Source organism: Fusobacterium sp., assembly GCF_019012925.1.
GTDB lineage: Bacteria > Fusobacteriota > Fusobacteriia > Fusobacteriales > Fusobacteriaceae > Fusobacterium_A.
The window spans coordinates 1-20,904 of sequence record NZ_JAGIRL010000005.1 but is presented as its reverse complement, the minus strand read 5'-3'; the positions used below and the strand labels follow the sequence as shown (position 1 = coordinate 20,904).

Here is a 20,904-nt window from a genome sequence, read left to right as displayed (position 1 = left end):
AAATTTAATATGAAAAAATATGTATGTAAAGTTTGTGGATATGAGTATGATCCTGCTGTAGGAGATGTAGATAATGGAATAGCTCCAGGAACTGCTTGGGAAGATGTACCTGAGGATTGGTTATGCCCACTTTGCAGTGTTGGAAAAGATGAATTCGAAGCAGAGTAAAATGAAAAATGTTTTTTAAAAGAACACGTTTTTGAACGTGTTCTTTTTTTAAATTTTTTTTAAAAAAAACTTGACATTATTTTTAAAATAGTGTATCATATTAGTGTAATAAGAATTACATATGCCTAGATAGCTCAGTTGGCTAGAGCATACGGTTCATACCCGTACGGTCGATGGTTCGAATCCATTTCTAGGCACCATATTCCAAATAATTTTTTTAAACCCCACTTTTTAGATTCATATGTTGTAGTCTAACCCTAAATATTTTTAAGGAAAAAGATGAACAGTCGGTTCATCTTTTTTCTTTTTTTGTATTTTCTACATAGATTTGATATAATATTCTAAAAGGGGATAAAGGAGAGAGTATGTGGATAGTTGCAATTATAATATTGATATTAATATATTTTAGAAACAGGGGAGTACCCATATTTTTATACCACCAAGTTAATAATCTTTCAAATGTTACACCTGAACTTTTTGAGGAGCATTTGAAGATACTTAAGGATAAAAATATGAACTGTGTAACCCTAAAGGAGTATGGAGCTGGAGAGATTGGAAGCAATCCTGTATTATTGACTTTAGATGATGGTTACTATGATAACTACTCCATTGTATTTCCACTTCTAAAAAAATATAATATGAAGGCTACAGTGTTTTTAAATACTCTGTATATAGCTGATAGGAGAGAGGGAGATACAGAGATAGAGCTGAATGGAGAGGCTAACTATAAAGCTATGAAGAAGTATCTCAAGAGTGGAGATGGAAGAAGTGAACAGTATCTCACTTGGGAAGAGATAAGAGTGATGAAAGAGAGTGGTTTAGTGGATTTTCAACCACATTCACACAAGCATACGGCGGTTTTTGTAAGTGATAAGATAGAGGGATTTTTTGATGGAACAGAGAGGGATATAACAGAACTGTATCTCTATGGTGAGATTCAAAAGGGGTATCCGAAATTTCCTAAGAGAGGGGAGTATGCTTCTAAGGGGATAATTATAGATAGAGAGTTCTTCAGAATCTTTAAAGAGTTTTATGATAGGGAACTAGCTGGTGTAGATGAGAAAAGAGGATTGAAATTAGCTCAAGAGTTCATAGATAGAGAGAAGGAAAAGTACTTTAAATATGAGAGTGAGAGTGAATTTTTAGAGAGAGTAAAAGAGGAGTTCAATCTCAATAGAGAGCTAATAGAGAGAAATTTAGGAGTTAAAGTTGAGTATTTTTGCTGGCCTTGGGGACATAGAAATAAAAATGTAATAGAGATGTTGAAAAAAGAGGGAATAAAAGGTTTTGTGACAACTAAGAAGGGAACAAATGGAAGAAAACCTGATTATGAGATGATTAGAAGAGTGGAGTTGAGAAGATTTACTCCTGATAAATTTAAATTAAATCTTTTTTTGATGAGGAACTATATTTTAGGAAAAATTTATGGATGGGTATCCTAAGGAGTGGATTATGAGATTATCAGTAGCAATGATAACAAAGAATGAAGAGAATAATTTGAGAAGGACATTGGAGTCTGTGAAATCATTTGCAGATGAGATAGTGATAGTGGATAGTGGCTCTACAGATAGAACAGAAGAGATAGCTAAGGAGTTTGGAGCTAAATTTTACTCTGAACCTTGGAAGGGGTATGGAGAGCAGAGAAACTCTGTAATTGATAAGGCTCAGGGGGAGTGGATATTAAATATTGATGCAGATGAGGAGATCTCGCCACAACTTCAAAAAAAGATAGTTGAGATAAAGGAAAAAGAGAGGGAGAAGAGTGTTTTTAAGATTAATTTTACCTCTGTTTGTTTTGGAAAGAAGATAAAGCACGGTGGTTGGAGTAATAGCTATCATATTAGACTATTCAAAAAGGAAGCTGGAAGATTTAATAGTAACACTGTACACGAGGAGTTTTGTACACAGGAGAGGATATATACATTGAAAGAGGACATATATCATCACAGCTATTCAAATTTGAGAGATTATTTTACAAAGTTCAATAGATATACTACTGAGGGGGCTTTAGAATACTATAAAAGAGGAAAGAAGAGCAATATATTTCAATTGGCAATAAATCCAATTTTTAAGTTTTTAAGAATGTATATTTTTAGACTTGGTTTCTTAGATGGAAAAGAGGGCTTTTTATTAGCTTGTACAAGTTCTCTCTACACTATGGTAAAGTATTATAAACTATATGAGATAGATAAAAATAGAAGCTATATTGAGGAATAGAGGAAGGATATATGGAGATAAAGAGAATAATAGTATCTAGGACAGATAAGATAGGAGATTTGATCTTATCAATTCCAAGTTTTTTTATGATAAAAAAGATGTTTCCACAGGCTGAACTTGTGGTTTTAGTTAGAAAGTATAACTATGAGATAGTGAAGAATCTACCCTATGTAGATAGAATAGTGAAAATAGATGACTATACCCATAGTGAGTTAATTGAGAAGATAGCTTACTTTAAGGCTGATATATTCATAGCTCTATATAATGATAAATTTGTATCTCAACTAGCTAAGGCTAGTGGAGCAAAGAAAAGAATAGGCCCACTGTCAAAATTAAACTCTTTCTTTACCTATAATAAGGGAGTTTGGCAGAAAAGATCTAAGTCTGTAAAAAATGAGGCTGAATACAATTTGGATCTCATTAAAAAAGTTGATGAAAAGAGATACAATGAGGTTTTTGAATTGAATACTAAAATCTATCTTGGAGATGAGAATAGAAAAGCAGCAGAAACTTTTTTTAAGACCTATAATATAACGGGGGAGACTTTAGTGGTAAATCCATTTATTGGAGGATCAGCTAAAAATATAAAAGATGAGGAGTATGCTTCATTGATACAGAGATTTAGAGATGACAATCCAGAGAGAGTTGTTATAATAGTGTGCCATATCTCTGAAGAGGAGAGGGGAGAAAGATTGATAGAGAGTATAGGTAGAGATGGGGTATATCTCTATGCAAATGGAGGAGATCTTTTGAACATAGCAGCTATTATAGACAAGGGAGATGTGTATCTAGGAGCTTCTACAGGACCTACACACATAGCAGGAGCTCTACAGAAAAGAGTTGTGGGAATATATCCAGCCAAAGCTACACAGAGTACTACAAGATGGGGAATCTTTGGAAACAACAAGGTAAAATATCTGATACCAGATAAAAATAATTCTAAAGAGAACTATAAAAATCCATTTTTTGACAAGTATGATAAGTTTATGGAGGGGGAGTTATTAAACTATATTGATGAGAGTTTTATCTTAGAAGAGGGTGAGAAAAATTAGAATTTTAATTATTCATACAGCATTTATAGGAGACATTGTACTCTCAACTCCCCTTATAAAAAAGTTGAGAGATACCTATCCAAAAGCAGAGATAACATATTTGACTACACCAGTGGGAGCCTCTATTTTGAGAAATAATCCGCATCTTACACATATAATTGAGTATGATAAAAGAGGGGAGCATAAAGGAGTAAAGGGTTTCTGGTTGATAGCAAAAAAATTAAAAATGGAAGCTTATAATTTAGTAATAACACCTCATAGATATTTGAGAAGTAGCTTCTTAACATTTTTAACAGGAGCTCCAATCAGAAGAGGTTATGATACTGCAGCTGGAAAATTTGTCTACAATGAAAAGATACACTATGACAAAAGTAAGCATGAGGTTGAAAAACTTCTATCTTTTATTCCTAAAGATGAGGGGAAAAGATATGAGATAGAGCTATTTCCAAGTGGTATAGAAAGAGAGAGGGTAGATGAGTTACTTTCAAATAGTAAAAAAAATATAATAGTTCTAGCTCCAGGAAGTAAATGGTTTACTAAAAAATGGCCATTGGAGTATTTTAATGAGCTAATAAGAGAGTTGAAGAGAAGAGAGGATGTCACTCTTGTAATAGTTGGGGGAAAAGAGGAGCAACTGCTAAATATTCCAATGTATGAGGGAATGATAGATCTAAGAGGAAAGACAACTCTTTTAGAGCTAGCTGAGGTAATCAGAAGAGCTAGGATAATAGTGACAAATGACTCTTCACCCATACATATAGCCTCAGCTTTTCCTGAGGTTAGAATACTAGCTATATTTGGACCTACAGTAGAGGAGTTGGGATTCTTTCCTTGGTCTAAGAATAGCAAGGTATTTCAAGTTGAAGGCTTGGAGTGTAGACCCTGTTCTTTACATGGGGGGGACTCTTGCCCTAAAAAACATTTCAAATGTATGTTGGATATAAAGCCACAGCTTATATTAGAGGAGATAGAAAAAGATCTAGAGAGTGAAAGAGTATGAAGAGTTTAAAATATGGAGATACCTATCTTTACTTTGATGATGAAAAAAGTATAAAATTATATGACAAAATAAAAAACACCTGTTATAATATAATAAAAGTTATGAAAGATGATCAGAGAAGTTATGTAGCACTCATAGAGATTGATGGTAAAAACTATGTATATAAGGAGCCAAGAGAGAAGAATAGAAGAAAGTGGCAGAGATTTCTCTCTATATTTAGAGGGAGTGAGAGCAAAAGGGAGTACCAGAATATTAAAAATATTTTAAAGGCGGGCTTTAATGCAGCTACACCATATTTGGCAGTTGAGGAGAAAAGAGGGGCGATGGTAGTGAACTCCTATCTTCTTTACTCCTATATAGAGGGAAGAGATGGTAGGGTTGAAGATATAGAGGCAATAGCTCAAGAGCTGAGAGAGATCCATAAAAAAGGGTACCTACACGGGGATTCCCATATGGCAAATTTTTTAGTTGGAGATGGGAAGATATACCTAATAGATACAAAGCTGATGAAAAATAAGTATGGACGTTTTGGAGAGATATTTGAATTTATCTACTTGGAGGAGAGCTACGGACACCCTATAGAGTATGATAAGGAGAGTTTTTACTACAAAATGGCTATGGTGTTGAAAAGATACCTTTTAGGCTTAGGTGAGTTAAAAAAAAGATTGAGAGGAAAGAAATAGGAGAGCCAAGTGAAAATATTAGTGATTAGAATGAGTTCTATAGGGGATGTTATACTTACAACCCCAGTATTGAAAGCTTTTAAAGAGAGGTATCCTGATGCTCAGATAGATTTTTTGGTATTGGAGCAGTTTAAAGATGCTATATCAGGGCTTGATTATATAGATAACTTAATAACTTTTAGTAAAAAAGAGAATGATGGATTAAAAAATATTCTAAGTTTTGCTAAAAAGTTGAAAGAGAATAACTACGATTATGTATTTGATCTACACTCAAAATTTAGATCTAAGATAATTTCTAAGAGAATGGGGGTAAAAACATATACATATAGAAAGAGAGCAGTTTGGAAATCTCTCCTTGTAAAATTACGATTGATAAAGTATCAGGTAGATGATACAATTATAAAAAATTATTTTGGAGCTTTTAAAGATTTCAATTTAAAATATGTTGGAGAAGATTTGGACTTCAGTTTTGATGAGAGAGATTGTGAGGGAGTTATACAGTATAGTGGGCTACCAGTGATGGCTCCAAGAGCTTCTAAAAATACTAAGGAATGGACAGCTGAAGGGTTTGGTAAGTTGGCAAAACTCATCTATGAAAAATATGGTGTAAAGAGTATTTTGATTGGTGGAAAGGGAGATATACCTAGATGCCAAGAGATTGATAGAATAAGTGGGAACAACTGTATAATACTAGCTGGAAAACTTTCACTAAAAGAGAGTGGAGCTCTACTTTCAAAATCTAAGTTTTTGGTGACAAATGATTCGGGGCCATTCCATATAGCAAGGGGTGTAAAGTGTAAAACCTTTGTTATCTTTGGCCCTACAAGTCCAGGGATGTTTGATTTTGGTAAAAATGATATTTTAATATATGCAGGAGTACCCTGCTCTCCATGTAGTTTGCATGGGGACAAGGAGTGCCCTAAAAAACATTTTGACTGTATGAGAAAAATAGAAGCTGAGGATATTTTACAAAAGATTGAAAATTATATAGATTGGGAGGAGAAATAATGGCAAAAGCAAAAGATGAGATTAACGACAGAGAAAAAGCGTTGGAAATGGCAATGAAACAGATAAAAAAAGATTTTGGTGAGGGTTCAATTATGAAATTGGGATCAAACCAAAGTATGACAGTTGAAACTATATCAACTGGAAGTATAAACCTTGACCTAGCTTTGGGACAGGGAGGAGTACCTAGAGGAAGGATAGTGGAGATCTATGGAGCAGAGAGTTCTGGAAAGACAACAATAGCTCTTCATGTGGCAGCAGAGGCTCAAAAAATGGGTGGAATAGTTGCCTTTATAGATGCTGAACATGCATTGGATCCTGTATATGCAAAGGCTTTAGGTGTAGATGTAGATGAACTTTTAATATCTCAACCAGATTATGGAGAGCAGGCTTTAGAGATTGCTGATATGTTAGTTCGTTCAGGAGCTGTGGATCTTGTAGTAGTGGACTCAGTAGCTGCATTGGTTCCAAAAGCTGAGATAGATGGTGAGATGTCAGATCAACAGATGGGATTACAAGCAAGACTTATGTCAAAAGCTCTTAGAAAACTTACTGCAACTTTGAATAAATCAAAGACTACAATGATATTCATCAACCAGATAAGAGATAAGATAGGTGGATTTGGTTTTGGTCCTCAAACTACAACAACTGGAGGAAAAGCACTTAAATTCTATGCTTCAGTAAGAATGGAAGTAAAGAGAGTGGGAAGTGTAAAACAGGGTGATGAAGCTATAGGAAACGAAACAGTGGTAAAAATAACTAAGAATAAGATAGCTCCTCCATTTAAAGAAGCTGCTTTCCAAATAATGTATGGAAAGGGAATCTCAAGAGTTGGAGAGATATTAGATATGGCTTTAGAGTATGATATTGTTGCAAAATCAGGAGCTTGGTTTAGCTTTGGAGATATCAGACTTGGTCAAGGAAAAGAGAATGTAAAGGCTAGATTAGAGAGTGAGCCAGAGCTATTAGCAGCTATAGAGAGTGAAGTTATGAAAGTTATGAAACCTCACTCAACAAGTGAAGAGGAGACAGAGACTACAGAAGGAGAATTAAATTTTGAAGAAGTATAGTCTTAAGGGAAATAAGATATATTTTGATGAATTTTTCTATTTAGATTTAAATAAACAAACAATATTAGATTTCAATTTAAAAAATAGAGATGAACTTACTCAAGATGAGTATTTTCAACTGATAAAATTAAGGTCTGAAAGTATGGGATATTTTTTGTTGAGTAAGAGAGATTATTCTGAAAAGGAGCTTTATTTAAAGCTCCTTTCAAAATATAGAGAGAAAAATATTGTGAGATCTGTGATAGATAAGTTTGTTGAATTGGGATATATAGATGATTACGATTATGCTGAACACTATATCTCCTCACATAACTATGGAAGAAAGAAGATGGAGTTTATGTTGATGCAAAAGGGTGTATCAAGAGAGATTATAGATACAATATTCTCCACTTCTCAAAAGGAAAAGGATATGGAGGAGATAAGAAGAGTCTGGGTAAAATTGGGAGATAAAGATAGAGATAAGAAGATAGCTTCACTGATGAGAAAAGGTTTTGAATATAGAGATATTAAAAAAGTAATGAGTGAATTGGAGAATTAGAGATACTAGGAGGATAGAACATGTTGGGATTGATATTAGCAACAGGTACTGGATTATTAATGTTCATATACATAAGCATAATATATCTTCCTGTGATAGCTTTGAAAAAAGAGAGAGCTGGTGTAGAGTTAGCTAGAGAAAAACTGAAATTAATATCTAATTTTGTTTTAAAAAGTTTAGATGTAAGGTTAAAAGTTATTTATAAAAATAGAGAGAGTGTGGACTCTTTGGATAAAAAGAAGGGGATAATCTATGTATGTAATCATCAGAGTAATCTAGATATTCCTGTTATTGTATCTGCTCTGAATATGGATGTGGGATTTGTAGCTAAGAAAGAGATGAGAACTTGGCCATTTTTCAGTATTTGGATGAAAAAGAGTAGATGTGTATTTTTGAATAGAGAGAATCCAAGAGAGGGAATAAAGGATATAAAAGAGGCTGTAAAGCTAATAAAAAAAGGTTATCCAATAGTTATATTTCCTGAAGGAGAGAGAACACTTACTGGAGATATTCTCAATTTTAAAAAGGGGAGCTTCAAGTTGGCAACAGAGACAGATGGGATAATTGTACCTTTGACTTTGAAAGGGACGTTTGACATTCAAAAACGTGGACAGTGGAGAATGTCAAGAGGTAAGAGTGTAACCTTGGTAGTGGACGAGCCTATACACATGGATACTCTAACAAAAGAGGAAATTAAAGGATTAAGTGGTAGAGTTAGTGATATTATCAAAAATAATTACTCTCATATAAAATAAAAAAGTTGATAAAACTTGAAAAAAATGATACAATTAAATTGTTATATAACTGACGGAAGTGGAAATAACCACATGAAGTATAACTGTAATGATTAGCCGACCGTCTGGGCATTTTGCTCAGGTGGCGGTTTTTTTTATTTTGAATTACAAAATTTATGAGATATAAAATGTAGAAATTACAAAATTTATTATTGACTTTTTGAATAAAGAATGATACTATAAAGTACAATTAAAATTTGTTTATTTATATTGAACAGAAAGTTTTTTTTATAGATTTATTATTTTAAGGAGGAAATATGGGATTTTATAACGGTTTTAAAGGGCAATTATGGAAGAGAGAAATCAATGTCAGAGATTTTATTCAGGAAAACTATACTCCATATCATGGAGATGAGTCATTCTTAGTTGATTCAACTGAAAAGACTAAAAAAGTATGGAACAAATTAACAGAGATGTTCAAGGTAGAGAGAGAGAAGGGAATCTATGACGCCGAGACAAAGATGCCACAATCAATAACTACTTATGGACCTGGGTATATAGAGAAAGATTCAGAGGTTATAGTTGGACTACAAACTGATGCACCTTTAAAAAGAGGAATATATCCAAAAGGTGGATTAAGAATGGTTAAAAACTCTTTAGAGTCTTATGGATATGAGATAGATCCTATGACTGAAGAGATTTTTACTAAGTATAGAAAAACTCACAATGAAGGAGTATTCTCTGCTTATACTGATGAGATAAGAGCAGCTAGAAAGAGCGGAATCATCACTGGACTTCCTGATGCTTATGGAAGAGGAAGAATAATAGGAGATTATAGAAGAGTAGCTCTTTATGGAGTAAATAGATTAATCGAGGATAAGAAAGATCAATTAAAACAGTTAGAAGCAGCTGACTTTAATGAAGATATAATCAGAAGAAGAGAGGAGATCTCTGAGCAAATCAATGCATTAAAAGAGTTTGTAAAGATGTGTGCATCATATGGTTTTGATGTAACAAGACCAGCTGAAAATGCAAAAGAAGCAGTTCAGTTCCTATATTTTGCTTACTTAGCAGCAACTAAAGACCAAGATGGAGCAGCAATGTCTTTAGGAAGAACTTCAACTTTCTTAGATATATATATTGAGAGAGACTTAGCAGCTGGAGTGATAACTGAAGAGGAAGCACAAGAGTTAATCGATCAGTTCATAATTAAATTAAGAATAATAAGATTCTTAAGAACACCTGAATATAATGATCTATTCTCTGGAGATCCAACTTGGGTAACAGAGTCAATTGGAGGACAAGGAGTAGATGGAAGAACATTAGTAACAAGAACATCTTTCAGATACCTACATACATTATACAACTTAGGACCAGCACCAGAGCCAAACCTAACAGTATTATGGTCAGTAAACTCTCCAGAAAACTGGAAAAAATTCTGTTCAAAAGTTTCAATAGATACATCATCAATCCAATATGAAAATGACGATCTAATGAGACCTGAATTAGGAGACGACTATGGAATAGCTTGTTGTGTATCTCCAATGAAGATAGGAAAAGGAATGGAATTCTTTGGAGCTAGAGCTAACTTAGCAAAAGCTTTACTATATGCTATCAACGGTGGAAGAGATGAGAAGAGTGGAGCTCAAGTAGCACCTAAATTTGCACCAGTTGAGGGAGATTATCTAGATTTTAATGATGTAATGGATAAGTTTGATCAAATGATGAAATGGTTAGCAGGAGCTTATGTAAATGCATTAAAAATCATACACTATATGCATGACAAATACTCTTATGAAGCTTTTGCTATGGGATTACACGACTTAAATATAGAAAGAACACAAGCGAGTGGAATAGCAGGACTTTCAATAGTTGTAGACTCATTAGTGGCAATAAGAGATGCTAAAGTAAAAGTTATAAGAAATGAAGAGGGAATAGTAGTTGACTTTGAGAGAGAGGGAGACTATGTACCATTTGGAAATGATGAGGATTCAACAGATGATTTAGCAGTTCAAATAGTGGAGAAATTTATGAACTACTTAAGAACTCACGGAACATATAGAAATTCAAAAGCTACACAATCAATCTTAACAATAACTTCAAACGTAGTTTATGGTAAGAAAACAGGAAATACTCCTGATGGAAGAAGAGGAGGAACTCCTTTTGCTCCAGGAGCAAACCCAATGAATGGAAGAGATACTAGAGGAGCTATAGCTTCACTTGCTTCTGTAGCTAAGTTACCATTCCACCACTCTGAAGATGGAATATCTTATACATTTGCAATATCACCAGCAGCTTTAGGAAAAGCAAAAGAGGATAGAGTGGAGAACTTAGTAACATTAATGGATGGATATTTTACTCCACAAGGTGGACAGCACTTAAACGTAAACGTATTTGATAGAGAGTTATTAGAAGATGCTATGGCAAATCCTGATAAATATCCTCAGTTAACAATCAGAGTTTCTGGATATGCAGTTAACTTTGTAAGATTAACTAGAGAGCAACAATTAGATGTATTATCAAGAACTATAAGCGGAAAAATGTAAGCTGTAGAAGTTTGAGAACAATTTTTATTTAAAGAGTAAAGAGCAAGTATAGCTTATGCTAACTTGCTCTCTTTATTCTTATAGATCTATTTGTATCTAATAATTTAAAAGAAGGAGATAAGATGGTTTTAGGAAATATTCACTCTTATGAGAGTATGGGAACTGTAGATGGTCCTGGAATTAGGTTCGTTATCTTTTTACAGGGTTGCCCATTGAGATGTAAATTTTGTCATAACCCAGATACTTGGAATGTGAAAGAGAAAAAAATTGAAGAGAAAGCCCAAGATGTGTTGAAGAGAATAGAGAGGTATAGAAACTATTTTGGAAAAAAAGGTGGTGTAACTATAACTGGAGGAGAACCTTTGATCCAAAGTGAGTTTGTGTTGGAACTATTTAAGCTGTGTAAAAAAGCTGGGATACATACAGCGTTAGATACATCTGGATATATTTTTACTGACAAGGTAAAAGAGGTACTTGAATATACAGATTTGGTACTTCTAGATATAAAAGCTATTGATAAAGAGGTATATAAAGAGCTTACAAAAGTTGAGCTAGAAAATACAATAAAATTTGCTGAATATCTAAAGGAGATTAAAAAACCTACTTGGATTAGACACGTTGTTGTTCCTGGGATAACAGATGATGAACAGATGTTGGAAAGGACAGCTCAATATATAGCTACTTTAGACAATGTAGAGATGGTGGAGATACTACCATACCATACATTGGGAACATTCAAATACAAAGAGTTAGGATTGAAATATCCGTTGGACGGAGTGGAGGATCTATCCTACGAGAGAAAGCAAGAGATAATGGAACTATTTAAAAAATATGAGCTTCCTGTACATTAAAAATGATTTTTTTACAAAAAAATGATATAATAGAAGATATGTCATTGAGTGTAGAAAAGGAGGTTTTTTATGATAATTTTAGGAATTGAAAGTTCGTGTGATGAAACTTCCATAGCTGTATTAAAAGATGGAAAGGAGATTTTATCCAATAAGATCTCTTCACAGATAGAGATACATAAAGAGTATGGGGGAGTTGTTCCAGAGATAGCTTCAAGACAGCATATAAAAAATATTGCAACTATTTTGGACGAAGCATTAGAAGAGGCAAAAATCACTATGAAAGATGTGGACTATATAGCAGTAACTTATGCTCCAGGTCTTATAGGAGCTCTACTTGTAGGAGTTTCATTTGCTAAAGGATTAGCTTATAATTACAATATTCCAATTATTCCAGTTCACCATATAAAGGGTCATATGTATGCTAATTTCTTAGAGCACGATATAAAATTACCATGTATATCACTAGTTGTATCTGGAGGACACACTAATATCCTATATATGGATGAGGAACATAGATTCACAAACCTTGGTGGAACTTTGGATGATGCAGTTGGTGAGAGTTGTGATAAAGTGGCTAGAGTTTTGGGGATAGGATATCCAGGTGGACCTGTTATAGATAGAATGTACTATGAGGGGAATAGAGATTTCTTAGAGATACCAGAACCTAGAGTAGGAGAGTATGACTTCAGTTTTTCTGGAATAAAAACAGCAGTGATAAACTTTGTTAACAAGATGAGAATGAAGGGAGAGGAGTTTTCAAATGAGGATTTAGCTGCTTCTTTTTTAGGAAAAGTAGTGGATATTCTATGTAAAAAGACTCTGAAGGCTGCTGTGGATAAGAAAGCTAAGACAATCATCATAGCTGGAGGAGTTGCAGCTAACTCTCTGCTTAGAAGTCAGCTTACTGAAGAGGCTAAAAAACTGGGGATACAGGTATTTTATCCCTCTATGAAGCTTTGTACAGATAATGCAGCAATGATAGCTGAGGCTGCTTATTATAAGTTGATAAATTGTAAAGATGGAAAGAGTTGTTTTGCAGATATAAATTTAAATGGAATAGCATCATTAAATGTAATAGATGATTAATAAAAAAAGTGTACTTTTCTTTTAGAAAGAGAGTACACTTTTTTATTATAGCTCCTCAAAATCTAGCAGGATATTGAAATTTTTAATATCCTTATCTAAATCTATGAGATCAGTTTTTTTAATTATTTTATTATTAACTGTAATCACAATGAAAACCTTACGATCTCCAGGAATCTTATAAAACTCAAAAAATCCATTCTCAGAAGTTGTAGTAGTGGCGATTTTTTTATAGTCCTGTCCTAAAAGTTGAAGTTTTATCCCCCTTAAAGCCTTTGTACTATCTGTTACAACTCCAGTTATAGAATAGGCACTACGTTTTAGAGCTATCTCAATATTACTTGTAAAGGAATTTTTTTCAATCTTTCTAACAGTTCCATTCTGTATATATCCCTTTTTTTGACAAAGTATAGTTACGATGCCACTGTCTACAGGAAGTTTAAAGAATCCTAATTTATCTCCAGTAAGTTTTATAATTTTACTTCCATTTTTGATAGAGATAGTAGGAAATGGAATAGGTAAACCTTCGCTGTCTACTACATGCCCCTGTACATAACTTGGAAGTTCAGTAAGTTCAAAGTTCAAAGAGTAGGGTGTAGTCCTTTTGGTGAACTCATATATTATTCCCAAACCACTGTTTTGAGTATATCCAGATCTTTCAGCAGAGACCTTATAATTTCCAGGTGGAAGGTAAGCTGTATAATTACCATAGAGATCAGAGATAAAATTGTAACTGTGGTTATTCACATCAGTGAAAGAGATTTTCACTCCTCCAAGCTTAGCATCTCTATTTTTTATATTACCTTTTACTGTAACTGAATCTTCTTGATTGAAAATTATATTGTCAACAGCAGGAGAATTTTTTATATCTAGATTTTTTTGTATGCTGGGATATCCTTCAGCACTGAAAAGAAAATAGTATTCTTTCTCCTCTAGATCCAGAGTAGTTGAGCCGTTAAAAAACTCCTGAGCTTGGGTGTTAGTGTCCTCACTCTTAAAATACTCTATCTTTCCAACAGGAACATTGAAGTTAAAAGTTATCTCTTTGGCTAAAGCAGAATAAAAACAACTTATAAAAATAAAAAGAAAATAAAATTTTCTCATAGCGACCTCCTAACAAATGAACTATTTTTATTATACCATTTTTTAAATTGAATAAAAATAAAAACCTTTTAAATATAACTATAAAATGATACAATAGTATGATATAATCTATTACAATGTTATATATTAAGGGTGAGGAAAATGGATGAGAGCTTAATAGATGAAAAAAATAAGGTTAGTATGAAATTTTTACAAACTCAAGGTGAAAGAGCTTTTTATTTAGATGAATTTAAGGAGAATATAGCTTTAGCATTAACTGAAGATCAGTTGAACTCTGGAGTTGTATATCCTGAAATATTGGAGAGAATGAAAAATAGTGATGTAGCCTATATAAAGATGAAAAGAGAGATAGCTTTAAAATTTCTTAAACCATATATTTTAGAAGCTGAAAAAATAGATTTACGATATACCTTAGTAGATAGCTTAAATTTATTGGGTAATATAGGGTTGGTAGTTGTTACGAAAGAAGCTTTTGATGACAATGAGAGAGAGATAGTAGTAAAGAGTATAGAGGAGAGATTTGAGGAAGCTGGATTGGGTCCAGACTATGTAAAAAATTTTGGGAAAAAAATCTGTGAAAAGCACTACTCTCTAGTAGAAGATAGATTACCTGGCTATGAGAAGAAGTTTAAAAAACTGACAATATTTAATCATTTGTTTGGAGAAAGTTGTCCTATATGCAGGGCAGAAAAGGAGAAAAATAAAAAATGGTAGAAGCTTTTAAAGTAATCGGTGGAAAAAATATAGGTGGAGTATTAAAGGTAGAGGGATCAAAAAATGCCGCACTTCCAATAATGATAGCTACTTTGGTGGAGAAAGGTACATATGTACTAAAGAATGTTCCTAATCTAATGGATATAAGAACATTGGTAAAGCTATTGGAAAGTTTAGGTTTACAGATAGAGAGATTGGATGAAAATACATATAAGATAGAGAATAATGGATTGACTAATTTGGTGGCTGGATATGAACTTGTAAAGAAGATGAGAGCTTCTTTTTTAGTTATGGGACCAATGTTAGCTCACAGTAAAAAAGCAAAAGTTTCTCTTCCAGGTGGGTGTGCTATTGGTGCTAGACCAGTGGATTTACATCTAAAAGGATTTGAAGCTTTAGGAACAAAGATAACAATAGATCACGGTTATGTTGAGGCTGAAACTGAGGAGTTAAAGGGAGCTAAAATCGTTTTAGATTTTCCTAGTGTTGGAGCTACTGAAAATATAATTATGGCAGCAGTAAAAGCCAGTGGAACAACTGTGTTAGAAAATGCAGCTAGAGAGCCAGAGATTGAGGATCTATGCAACTTCTTTAATGAGATGGGAGCAAAAATAACAGGGATAGGAACAGGAACTCTAGTAATTGAGGGAGTTGAAAAATTAAATCCTTGTGAATATACAATAATACCAGATAGAATTGTGGCTGGAACTTTTGTAATAGCTTCTATAATTTTTGATGGAAAAATAGAGGTAGAGGGAGTTAGAAGAGAGCATCTTGAAGCATTTTTAATGAAGCTTGAAGAGATGGGAGTGAAGTATGAGATAGAGGGAGAGAGATTGAGAGTTCTATCTAAATTGGAAGATCTACAGGGTGCTAAGGTAACTACTATGCCATATCCTGGATTCCCAACAGACTTACAATCACCAATAATGACACTTATGTGTCTTGCTAAGGGTAGCAGTGAGTTGAAAGAGACTATATTTGAAAATAGATTTATGCATGTACCTGAATTGAATAGAATGGGAGCAAAGATAGATATCAACGGAAACATAGCTACAATAAAAGGTATAGATAATTTTTCATCAGCTGAGGTAATGGCAAGTGATTTGAGAGCTGGAGCATCATTGATTCTAGCTGCTTTAAAAGCTGAGGGAGAGAGTGTTGTTAATAGAATCTACCATGTGGATAGAGGATATGAGAATTTGGAATTGAGATTAAAAAATATTGGAGCAAATATTGAGAGAATAAAAGCTGAAATATAGTTGTAACGGAGGAAGTATGGAGAAGATAATCGGAGTAAATCCTGTAATAGAAGTATTACAAAATAAAGAGAAAACGATAGAAAAGTTAGAAATTTTTAAGGGAGCTAAAGATGATAAGATAAATAAGATAAAAAGATTGGCTTCTGAAAGAAATATAAAGATTTTTTATACAGATAAGAAAAGAGATAACTCACAAGGTGTAGTAGTATATGTAAGTGATTATGATTATTATGTGGATTTTGGAGCTTTTTTAGAGAAGATAGCTCCAATGGAGAAAGCTCTAGTGCTTATCTTAGATGAGATACAAGATCCAAGAAACTTTGGTGCATTGATAAGAAGTGCTGAGGTATTTGGGGTAAAAGGTATAATTATTCCAGAGAGAAATGCTGTTAGAATAAATGAGACAGTTGTAAAAACATCAACAGGTGCTATTGAGTATGTGGATATAGTTAAGGTAACAAATATCTCTGATGCTATCAGTAAGTTGAAAAAATTGGATTACTGGGTATATGGAGCAGAGGGAGAGGGAAGCAAGGATTATTCACAAGAGAAATATCCAAGTAGAACTGCTCTAGTACTAGGAAGTGAAGGAAATGGAATTAGAAAGAAAGTAAAAGAAAGTTGCGATGTACTTATAAAGATACCTATGTATGGTAAGATAAACTCTTTAAATGTGTCAGTAGCTGGAGGAATAATTCTTTCTGAGATAGTAAAATCAATGTAAGTTTGAAGATGTAGACTATACCATTAGGAAGGAAAACTATATGATGAATGGAGAGTTAGTAACTGATGAATTAATAATACGTGCTCAAGGTGGAGATGAGGAAGCTCTGGACTTGATACTGACTGAGTATAAAAAGTTGATATTTTTAAATGTGAAAAACTATTTTATGGTTGGTGCAGATCAAGATGACCTGTTGCAAGAGGGAACTATTGGATTGTTAAAAGCTATAAAAAGCTATGATAAAGATAGGGCTTCCTTTAAAACTTTTGCTACTTTATGCATAAGAAGACAGATATTGACCGCTGTGAGAAGTTCTACAGCTCAAAAAAATATTCTGTTGAATGAGGCTAGTGGAAATAATCTTGAAACTGAAGATGGACATGAGGATTACTCTCAAGAACTGTATTCAGATCTAAAATATAATCCTGAGACACTCTTTTTATCCAAAGAGAAGATAATGGAATTTCAAGATTTTGTTGAAAATAATTTTAGTCCTTTTGAAAAAGAGGTATTTAATTATATGGTAAAGGGTTTTTCTTATAAGGAGATTGCAACTGAGCTATCCAAAACACCAAAAGTTATAGATAATAGTTTTCAGAGGATAAAGAGAAAAAGTGAATTGTGGTTAAAAACTTATTGAAAATAAAAACTATTGTTAAATAAGTAAAAATTGTGATATATTGAATATGAAAAAGAATTATTTATGAGGTGATATGCTTGAGAGAGTATAATTTTAAAGAAGTAGAGGGAAAATGGCAGAATAAATGGGAAAGTGGGCACATTTTCAAAACTGATAATAAAGTGGAAGAGAAGGATAACTACTATGTATTGGTAATGTTGCCATATCCTTCTGGAAAATTACACGTAGGTCATGCTAGAAACTATACAATAGGTGATGTTATAGCTAGATACAAAAGAATGAAGGGATATAACGTATTAAATCCTATGGGGTGGGACTCTTTTGGACTACCTGCAGAGAACGCAGCTATTCAAAATGGAGCACATCCTGCTGTTTGGACAAAATCTAACATAGAAAATATGAAGAGACAGCTAAAATTATTGGGATTCTCATATGATTGGGATAGAGAGATAGCTTCATATACTCCAGAATATTATAGATGGAATCAATGGATGTTTAAGAGACTTTATGAAAAAGGGCTAATATACAAGAAAAAATCTCTAGTAAACTGGTGTCCAGATTGTAATACAGTTCTTGCTAATGAGCAAGTTGAAGATGGAAAATGCTGGAGACATAGTAAAACTTCTGTAATTCAAAAAGAGTTAGAGCAATGGTTCTTCAAAATAACAGACTATGCAGATGAGTTATTAACTGGGCATAAGGAGTTAAAAGAGGGTTGGCCAGAGAAAGTTTTAACAATGCAAAAAAACTGGATAGGAAAATCTTATGGAACAGAGATAGTATTCAAAGTTGCTGAAACAGGAGAGGATCTACCTATGTTCACAACAAGAATAGATACAATCTACGGAGTTTCTTACTGTGTAGTTGCTCCAGAGCATCCAATAGTTGATGAGATTCTAAAGGTAAATCCAGAGATCAAATCTCAAATAGAAGCTATGAAAAATACTGATTTAATAGAGAGATCAGCTGAAGGAAGAGAGAAAAATGGAGTATTTACAGGTTGGCACGTAATAAACCCTGTAACAAAAGAGAAAGTTCAATTATGGGTAGCTGACTATGTACTAATGAACTATGGAACAGGGGCAGTAATGGCAGTTCCTTGTCATGATGATAGAGACTTTGCATTTGCTAAAAAATATAACCTACCATTTAATGTAGTTATAAATCCTGTTGATAAGGAGACTAAAGAGGTTGTAGAATTAAAAGCAGATGAGATGACAGCTGCTTTCACTGAAGTTGGTGTAATGACTAACTCTGGTGAGTTTAATGGAATCTCTTCTAAGGAAGCTTTAACTAAGATAGCAGAGTTTGTAGAAGCAAATAACTACGGAAAAAGAACTGTAAAATATAGATTGAAAGATTGGGGAGTATCTAGACAGAGATATTGGGGAACACCGATTCCAGCATTATACTGTGAGAAGTGTGGAACAGTTATGGAAAAAGATGAGAATCTACCAGTGAGATTACCAGAAGATGTATCGTTCAATGGTATAGGAAATCCACTTGAGACTTCAGAAAGCTTTAAACACGCAACTTGTCCAATATGTGGTGGACCTGCAAGAAGAGATACAGATACAATGGATACGTTTGTAGATTCATCTTGGTATTTCCTAAGATATTGTGATCCTAAAAATGATAAACTTCCATTTGATAAGGAAGTAGTGGACTCTTGGATGGGAGTAGATCAATATATAGGTGGAATAGAACACGCAGTTATGCACCTATTATATGCAAGATTCTTCCAAAAAATGTTGAGAGATATGGGATTGGTTACAGCAAATGAGCCGTTCAAAAGATTGTTAACACAGGGAATGGTTTTAGGACCTTCATACTATTCAAATAATGAAAATAAATTCCTTTTCCCAAGTGAAGTGGATATAAAGGGAGAGAAGGCTTTTTCTAAAGCTACTGGTGAAGAGTTGGCTATAAAAGTTGAAAAGATGTCAAAATCTAAAAATAATGGTGTAGATCCAGAAGAGATGATAAATAAGTATGGAGCTGATACTACAAGATTATTTATTATGTTTGCTGCTCCACCTGAAAAAGAGTTAGAGTGGAATGAAAATGGATTGGCAGGAGCTTACAGATTCTTAAGTAAAATCTGGAGACTTGTAATGGAACACAAAGAGAACCTAGAGTTTGGAGATATTGATTTAACAAAAGTAAGCAAAGAGGATAAGGCATTACTAATAAAATTAAATCAAACAATTAAAAAGGTAACAGAGTCAATAGAGGATGATTACCACTTCAATACTTCAATAGCTGCTACTATGGAGCTTATCAATGAGACTCAAGACTATAAAACAAACATATTAGAGGTTGGTAAGTCAACAAGTGAATCTAAAAAGATATTTGCAGAGGTTATAAAAAATATCCTAGTGATGCTATCACCATTTACTCCACACTTCTGTGATGAGTTATGGGAAGAGATGGGAAATACAGGATACCTATTCAATGAAAAATGGCCTGAATATGATGAGAAATTAACAGTTTCATCAGAAGTAACTATGGCTATTCAAGTAAATGGAAAGGTAAGAGGAACTCTAGAGGTAGAGAGAGGAACTTCTAAAGAGATAATAGAGAAGATGGCTTTAGAGTTAGATAATGTTAAAAAACATTTAGAGGGAAAAACTTTAGCTAAGTTGATAGTTGTACCTGATAAAATAGTAAATATAGTAGTTAAATAATGATACAATAGAGTAGTTGGAGTGAATCTTAAATTCACTCCAACTTTTTATATATAAAATTTAAATTTTTTTGGAAATAGCTATTGACACAATGAATTTTATGGGGTATATAAGTATTACAAGGAGATAGTAAGAGTCTAGACGAAAAGAATCTCTTTAGGAGGCGAGTCCCATGGAATAAATTCTTTAAGAAGATATTTATGTGGAAAAAGTTTTTAAAAGAAGAGTTGAAAATAAAGCTTTATAAAACTATATAGGTAAGAGATATATTCAGATATTCATTCTATTTTGGTTTTATTCTTTATTTTAGAGAACAATATCTTATTTTCAGAGGAATATTATAATATGATCAATTACTGATGATAGGGAAGAGATATTCTATATATACAAGAATAAATGTGCCATAGCTATTTTGAAAATGATAAGAGTATTGTTTTAAAAAAATAATATGGACATTGAGATTCAGGTTATATATTGAAGAAAAGATGATTGATATATAGATAATTACAGTATTTACAAGGGGTGATTGCCGATAAATAATATGGAAGGAACTACATAGGGCTATCTGATTATCTTAGAAAAGAGATCGGATAGCCCATTTTTTTAAAATTTTTTTAAAAAAAGTGTTGACGAAACTTTGTATATGTGGTACTATATATCTTGTCCGCGAGAAAGCGAGACAAGATAATGTTAAGGACATTAGCAACAGAATAGAGAAAGACAATAAATGCAAACACAACAATAAATTGGTGTAAATTATCAGTAAATTTTACTGAGTTAAATAGATTGAACGAAGAGTTTGATCCTGGCTCAGGATGAACGCTGA

Annotated in this window: 19 protein-coding genes, 1 tRNA gene and 1 riboswitch; of the genes, 19 read left to right on the top strand and 1 reads right to left on the bottom strand. The window is 33.2% G+C overall.

Annotated features, from left to right (window positions below):
* Positions 1-9 precede the first annotated feature (9 nt).
* The 14 genes from rd to tsaD all read left to right on the top strand — a co-directional run bounded on the left by rd (position 10) and on the right by tsaD (position 12,950).
* Entirely contained in the window at positions 10-168 is a 159-nt protein-coding gene (gene rd / locus QZ286_RS00800; RefSeq protein ID WP_291255073.1) for a rubredoxin, read from the top strand.
* A 123-nt stretch (positions 169-291) separates the two neighbouring features.
* Positions 292-368 (top strand) — tRNA-Met (locus tag QZ286_RS00795).
* Positions 369-533: 165 nt separating this feature from the next.
* The gene (locus tag QZ286_RS00790; protein WP_291255072.1) at positions 534-1,610 is read left to right on the top strand and encodes a polysaccharide deacetylase family protein; all 1,077 of its coding nucleotides are present in this window, start codon (positions 534-536) and stop codon (positions 1,608-1,610) included.
* 10 nt (positions 1,611-1,620) lie between these two features.
* On the top strand, positions 1,621-2,385 hold the full coding sequence (locus tag QZ286_RS00785; RefSeq protein WP_291255071.1) for a glycosyltransferase family 2 protein: 765 nt from the start codon (positions 1,621-1,623) through the stop codon (positions 2,383-2,385).
* 11 nt (positions 2,386-2,396) lie between these two features.
* The gene (locus QZ286_RS00780; protein WP_291255070.1) at positions 2,397-3,437 is read left to right on the top strand and encodes a glycosyltransferase family 9 protein; all 1,041 of its coding nucleotides are present in this window, start codon (positions 2,397-2,399) and stop codon (positions 3,435-3,437) included.
* Positions 3,433-4,437 (top strand): glycosyltransferase family 9 protein, encoded by a 1,005-nt coding sequence (locus QZ286_RS00775; RefSeq protein ID WP_291255095.1) that lies wholly within the window; start codon positions 3,433-3,435, stop codon positions 4,435-4,437. The genes QZ286_RS00780 and QZ286_RS00775 overlap by 5 nt, the downstream gene beginning before the upstream one ends.
* Positions 4,434-5,120 carry a lipopolysaccharide core heptose(II) kinase RfaY gene (locus QZ286_RS00770; RefSeq protein ID WP_291255069.1) on the top strand — a complete coding sequence of 229 codons (687 nt, stop codon included), beginning with the start codon at positions 4,434-4,436 and terminating at the stop codon, positions 5,118-5,120. The genes QZ286_RS00775 and QZ286_RS00770 overlap by 4 nt, the downstream gene beginning before the upstream one ends.
* A gap of 30 nt (positions 5,121-5,150) precedes the next feature.
* Entirely contained in the window at positions 5,151-6,128 is a 978-nt protein-coding gene (locus QZ286_RS00765) for a glycosyltransferase family 9 protein (protein WP_291255094.1), read from the top strand.
* Positions 6,128-7,195: a recombinase RecA gene (gene recA, locus QZ286_RS00760; protein WP_291255068.1), complete on the top strand. Its 1,068-nt coding sequence runs from the start codon at positions 6,128-6,130 to the stop codon at positions 7,193-7,195. The genes QZ286_RS00765 and recA overlap by 1 nt, the downstream gene beginning before the upstream one ends.
* Positions 7,182-7,733: a RecX family transcriptional regulator gene (locus tag QZ286_RS00755; protein ID WP_291255067.1), complete on the top strand. Its 552-nt coding sequence runs from the start codon at positions 7,182-7,184 to the stop codon at positions 7,731-7,733. The genes recA and QZ286_RS00755 overlap by 14 nt, the downstream gene beginning before the upstream one ends.
* 20 nt (positions 7,734-7,753) lie before the next feature.
* A complete protein-coding gene (locus QZ286_RS00750; RefSeq protein WP_291255066.1) occupies positions 7,754-8,488 on the top strand; it encodes a 1-acyl-sn-glycerol-3-phosphate acyltransferase in 735 nt (244 codons plus the stop codon).
* A 35-nt stretch (positions 8,489-8,523) separates the two neighbouring features.
* Positions 8,524-8,605, top strand: a riboswitch (ZMP/ZTP riboswitch).
* A gap of 179 nt (positions 8,606-8,784) precedes the next feature.
* On the top strand, positions 8,785-11,013 hold the full coding sequence (gene pflB, locus QZ286_RS00745) for a formate C-acetyltransferase (protein ID WP_291255065.1): 2,229 nt from the start codon (positions 8,785-8,787) through the stop codon (positions 11,011-11,013).
* A 122-nt stretch (positions 11,014-11,135) separates the two neighbouring features.
* A complete protein-coding gene (gene pflA / locus QZ286_RS00740; RefSeq protein ID WP_291255064.1) occupies positions 11,136-11,864 on the top strand; it encodes a pyruvate formate-lyase-activating protein in 729 nt (242 codons plus the stop codon).
* Positions 11,865-11,933: 69 nt separating this feature from the next.
* Positions 11,934-12,950, top strand: a complete 1,017-nt coding sequence (tsaD, locus tag QZ286_RS00735; RefSeq protein ID WP_291255063.1) for a tRNA (adenosine(37)-N6)-threonylcarbamoyltransferase complex transferase subunit TsaD — start codon at positions 11,934-11,936, stop codon at positions 12,948-12,950.
* Positions 12,951-12,995: 45 nt separating this feature from the next.
* On the opposite strand, the gene QZ286_RS00730 is transcribed toward tsaD, so the two are convergent.
* Positions 12,996-14,051 carry a hypothetical protein gene (locus QZ286_RS00730; RefSeq protein WP_291255062.1) on the bottom strand — a complete coding sequence of 352 codons (1,056 nt, stop codon included), beginning with the start codon at positions 14,049-14,051 and terminating at the stop codon, positions 12,996-12,998.
* Positions 14,052-14,192: 141 nt separating this feature from the next.
* Here QZ286_RS00730 and QZ286_RS00725 point away from each other — a divergent pair, with 141 nt between their 5' ends.
* The 5 genes from QZ286_RS00725 (at position 14,193) to leuS (ending at position 20,078) form a co-directional block, all read left to right on the top strand.
* Complete coding sequence (locus QZ286_RS00725) at positions 14,193-14,765, top strand: DUF1694 domain-containing protein (protein ID WP_291255061.1); 573 nt, start codon at positions 14,193-14,195, stop codon at positions 14,763-14,765.
* A complete protein-coding gene (murA, locus tag QZ286_RS00720; protein ID WP_291255060.1) occupies positions 14,759-16,027 on the top strand; it encodes a UDP-N-acetylglucosamine 1-carboxyvinyltransferase in 1,269 nt (422 codons plus the stop codon). The genes QZ286_RS00725 and murA overlap by 7 nt, the downstream gene beginning before the upstream one ends.
* Before the next feature lie 16 nt (positions 16,028-16,043).
* Entirely contained in the window at positions 16,044-16,751 is a 708-nt protein-coding gene (rlmB, locus tag QZ286_RS00715) for a 23S rRNA (guanosine(2251)-2'-O)-methyltransferase RlmB (protein ID WP_291255059.1), read from the top strand.
* A gap of 43 nt (positions 16,752-16,794) precedes the next feature.
* On the top strand, positions 16,795-17,391 hold the full coding sequence (locus tag QZ286_RS00710) for a sigma-70 family RNA polymerase sigma factor (RefSeq protein WP_291255093.1): 597 nt from the start codon (positions 16,795-16,797) through the stop codon (positions 17,389-17,391).
* 77 nt (positions 17,392-17,468) lie between these two features.
* On the top strand, positions 17,469-20,078 hold the full coding sequence (leuS, locus tag QZ286_RS00705; RefSeq protein WP_291255058.1) for a leucine--tRNA ligase: 2,610 nt from the start codon (positions 17,469-17,471) through the stop codon (positions 20,076-20,078).
* Positions 20,079-20,904: the final 826 nt, after the last annotated feature.

Coding starts and splice junctions, on each gene's coding strand:
- rd (WP_291255073.1), top strand. CDS start 10: ATGAAAAAATATGTATGTAAAGTTTGTGGATATGAGTATGATCCTGCT.
- QZ286_RS00790 (WP_291255072.1), top strand. CDS start 534: ATGTGGATAGTTGCAATTATAATATTGATATTAATATATTTTAGAAAC.
- QZ286_RS00785 (WP_291255071.1), top strand. CDS start 1,621: ATGAGATTATCAGTAGCAATGATAACAAAGAATGAAGAGAATAATTTG.
- QZ286_RS00780 (WP_291255070.1), top strand. CDS start 2,397: ATGGAGATAAAGAGAATAATAGTATCTAGGACAGATAAGATAGGAGAT.
- QZ286_RS00770 (WP_291255069.1), top strand. CDS start 4,434: ATGAAGAGTTTAAAATATGGAGATACCTATCTTTACTTTGATGATGAA.
- QZ286_RS00765 (WP_291255094.1), top strand. CDS start 5,151: ATGAGTTCTATAGGGGATGTTATACTTACAACCCCAGTATTGAAAGCT.
- recA (WP_291255068.1), top strand. CDS start 6,128: ATGGCAAAAGCAAAAGATGAGATTAACGACAGAGAAAAAGCGTTGGAA.
- QZ286_RS00750 (WP_291255066.1), top strand. CDS start 7,754: ATGTTGGGATTGATATTAGCAACAGGTACTGGATTATTAATGTTCATA.
- pflB (WP_291255065.1), top strand. CDS start 8,785: ATGGGATTTTATAACGGTTTTAAAGGGCAATTATGGAAGAGAGAAATC.
- pflA (WP_291255064.1), top strand. CDS start 11,136: ATGGTTTTAGGAAATATTCACTCTTATGAGAGTATGGGAACTGTAGAT.
- tsaD (WP_291255063.1), top strand. CDS start 11,934: ATGATAATTTTAGGAATTGAAAGTTCGTGTGATGAAACTTCCATAGCT.
- QZ286_RS00730 (WP_291255062.1), bottom strand. CDS start 14,051: ATGAGAAAATTTTATTTTCTTTTTATTTTTATAAGTTGTTTTTATTCT.
- QZ286_RS00725 (WP_291255061.1), top strand. CDS start 14,193: ATGGATGAGAGCTTAATAGATGAAAAAAATAAGGTTAGTATGAAATTT.
- murA (WP_291255060.1), top strand. CDS start 14,759: ATGGTAGAAGCTTTTAAAGTAATCGGTGGAAAAAATATAGGTGGAGTA.
- rlmB (WP_291255059.1), top strand. CDS start 16,044: ATGGAGAAGATAATCGGAGTAAATCCTGTAATAGAAGTATTACAAAAT.
- QZ286_RS00710 (WP_291255093.1), top strand. CDS start 16,795: ATGAATGGAGAGTTAGTAACTGATGAATTAATAATACGTGCTCAAGGT.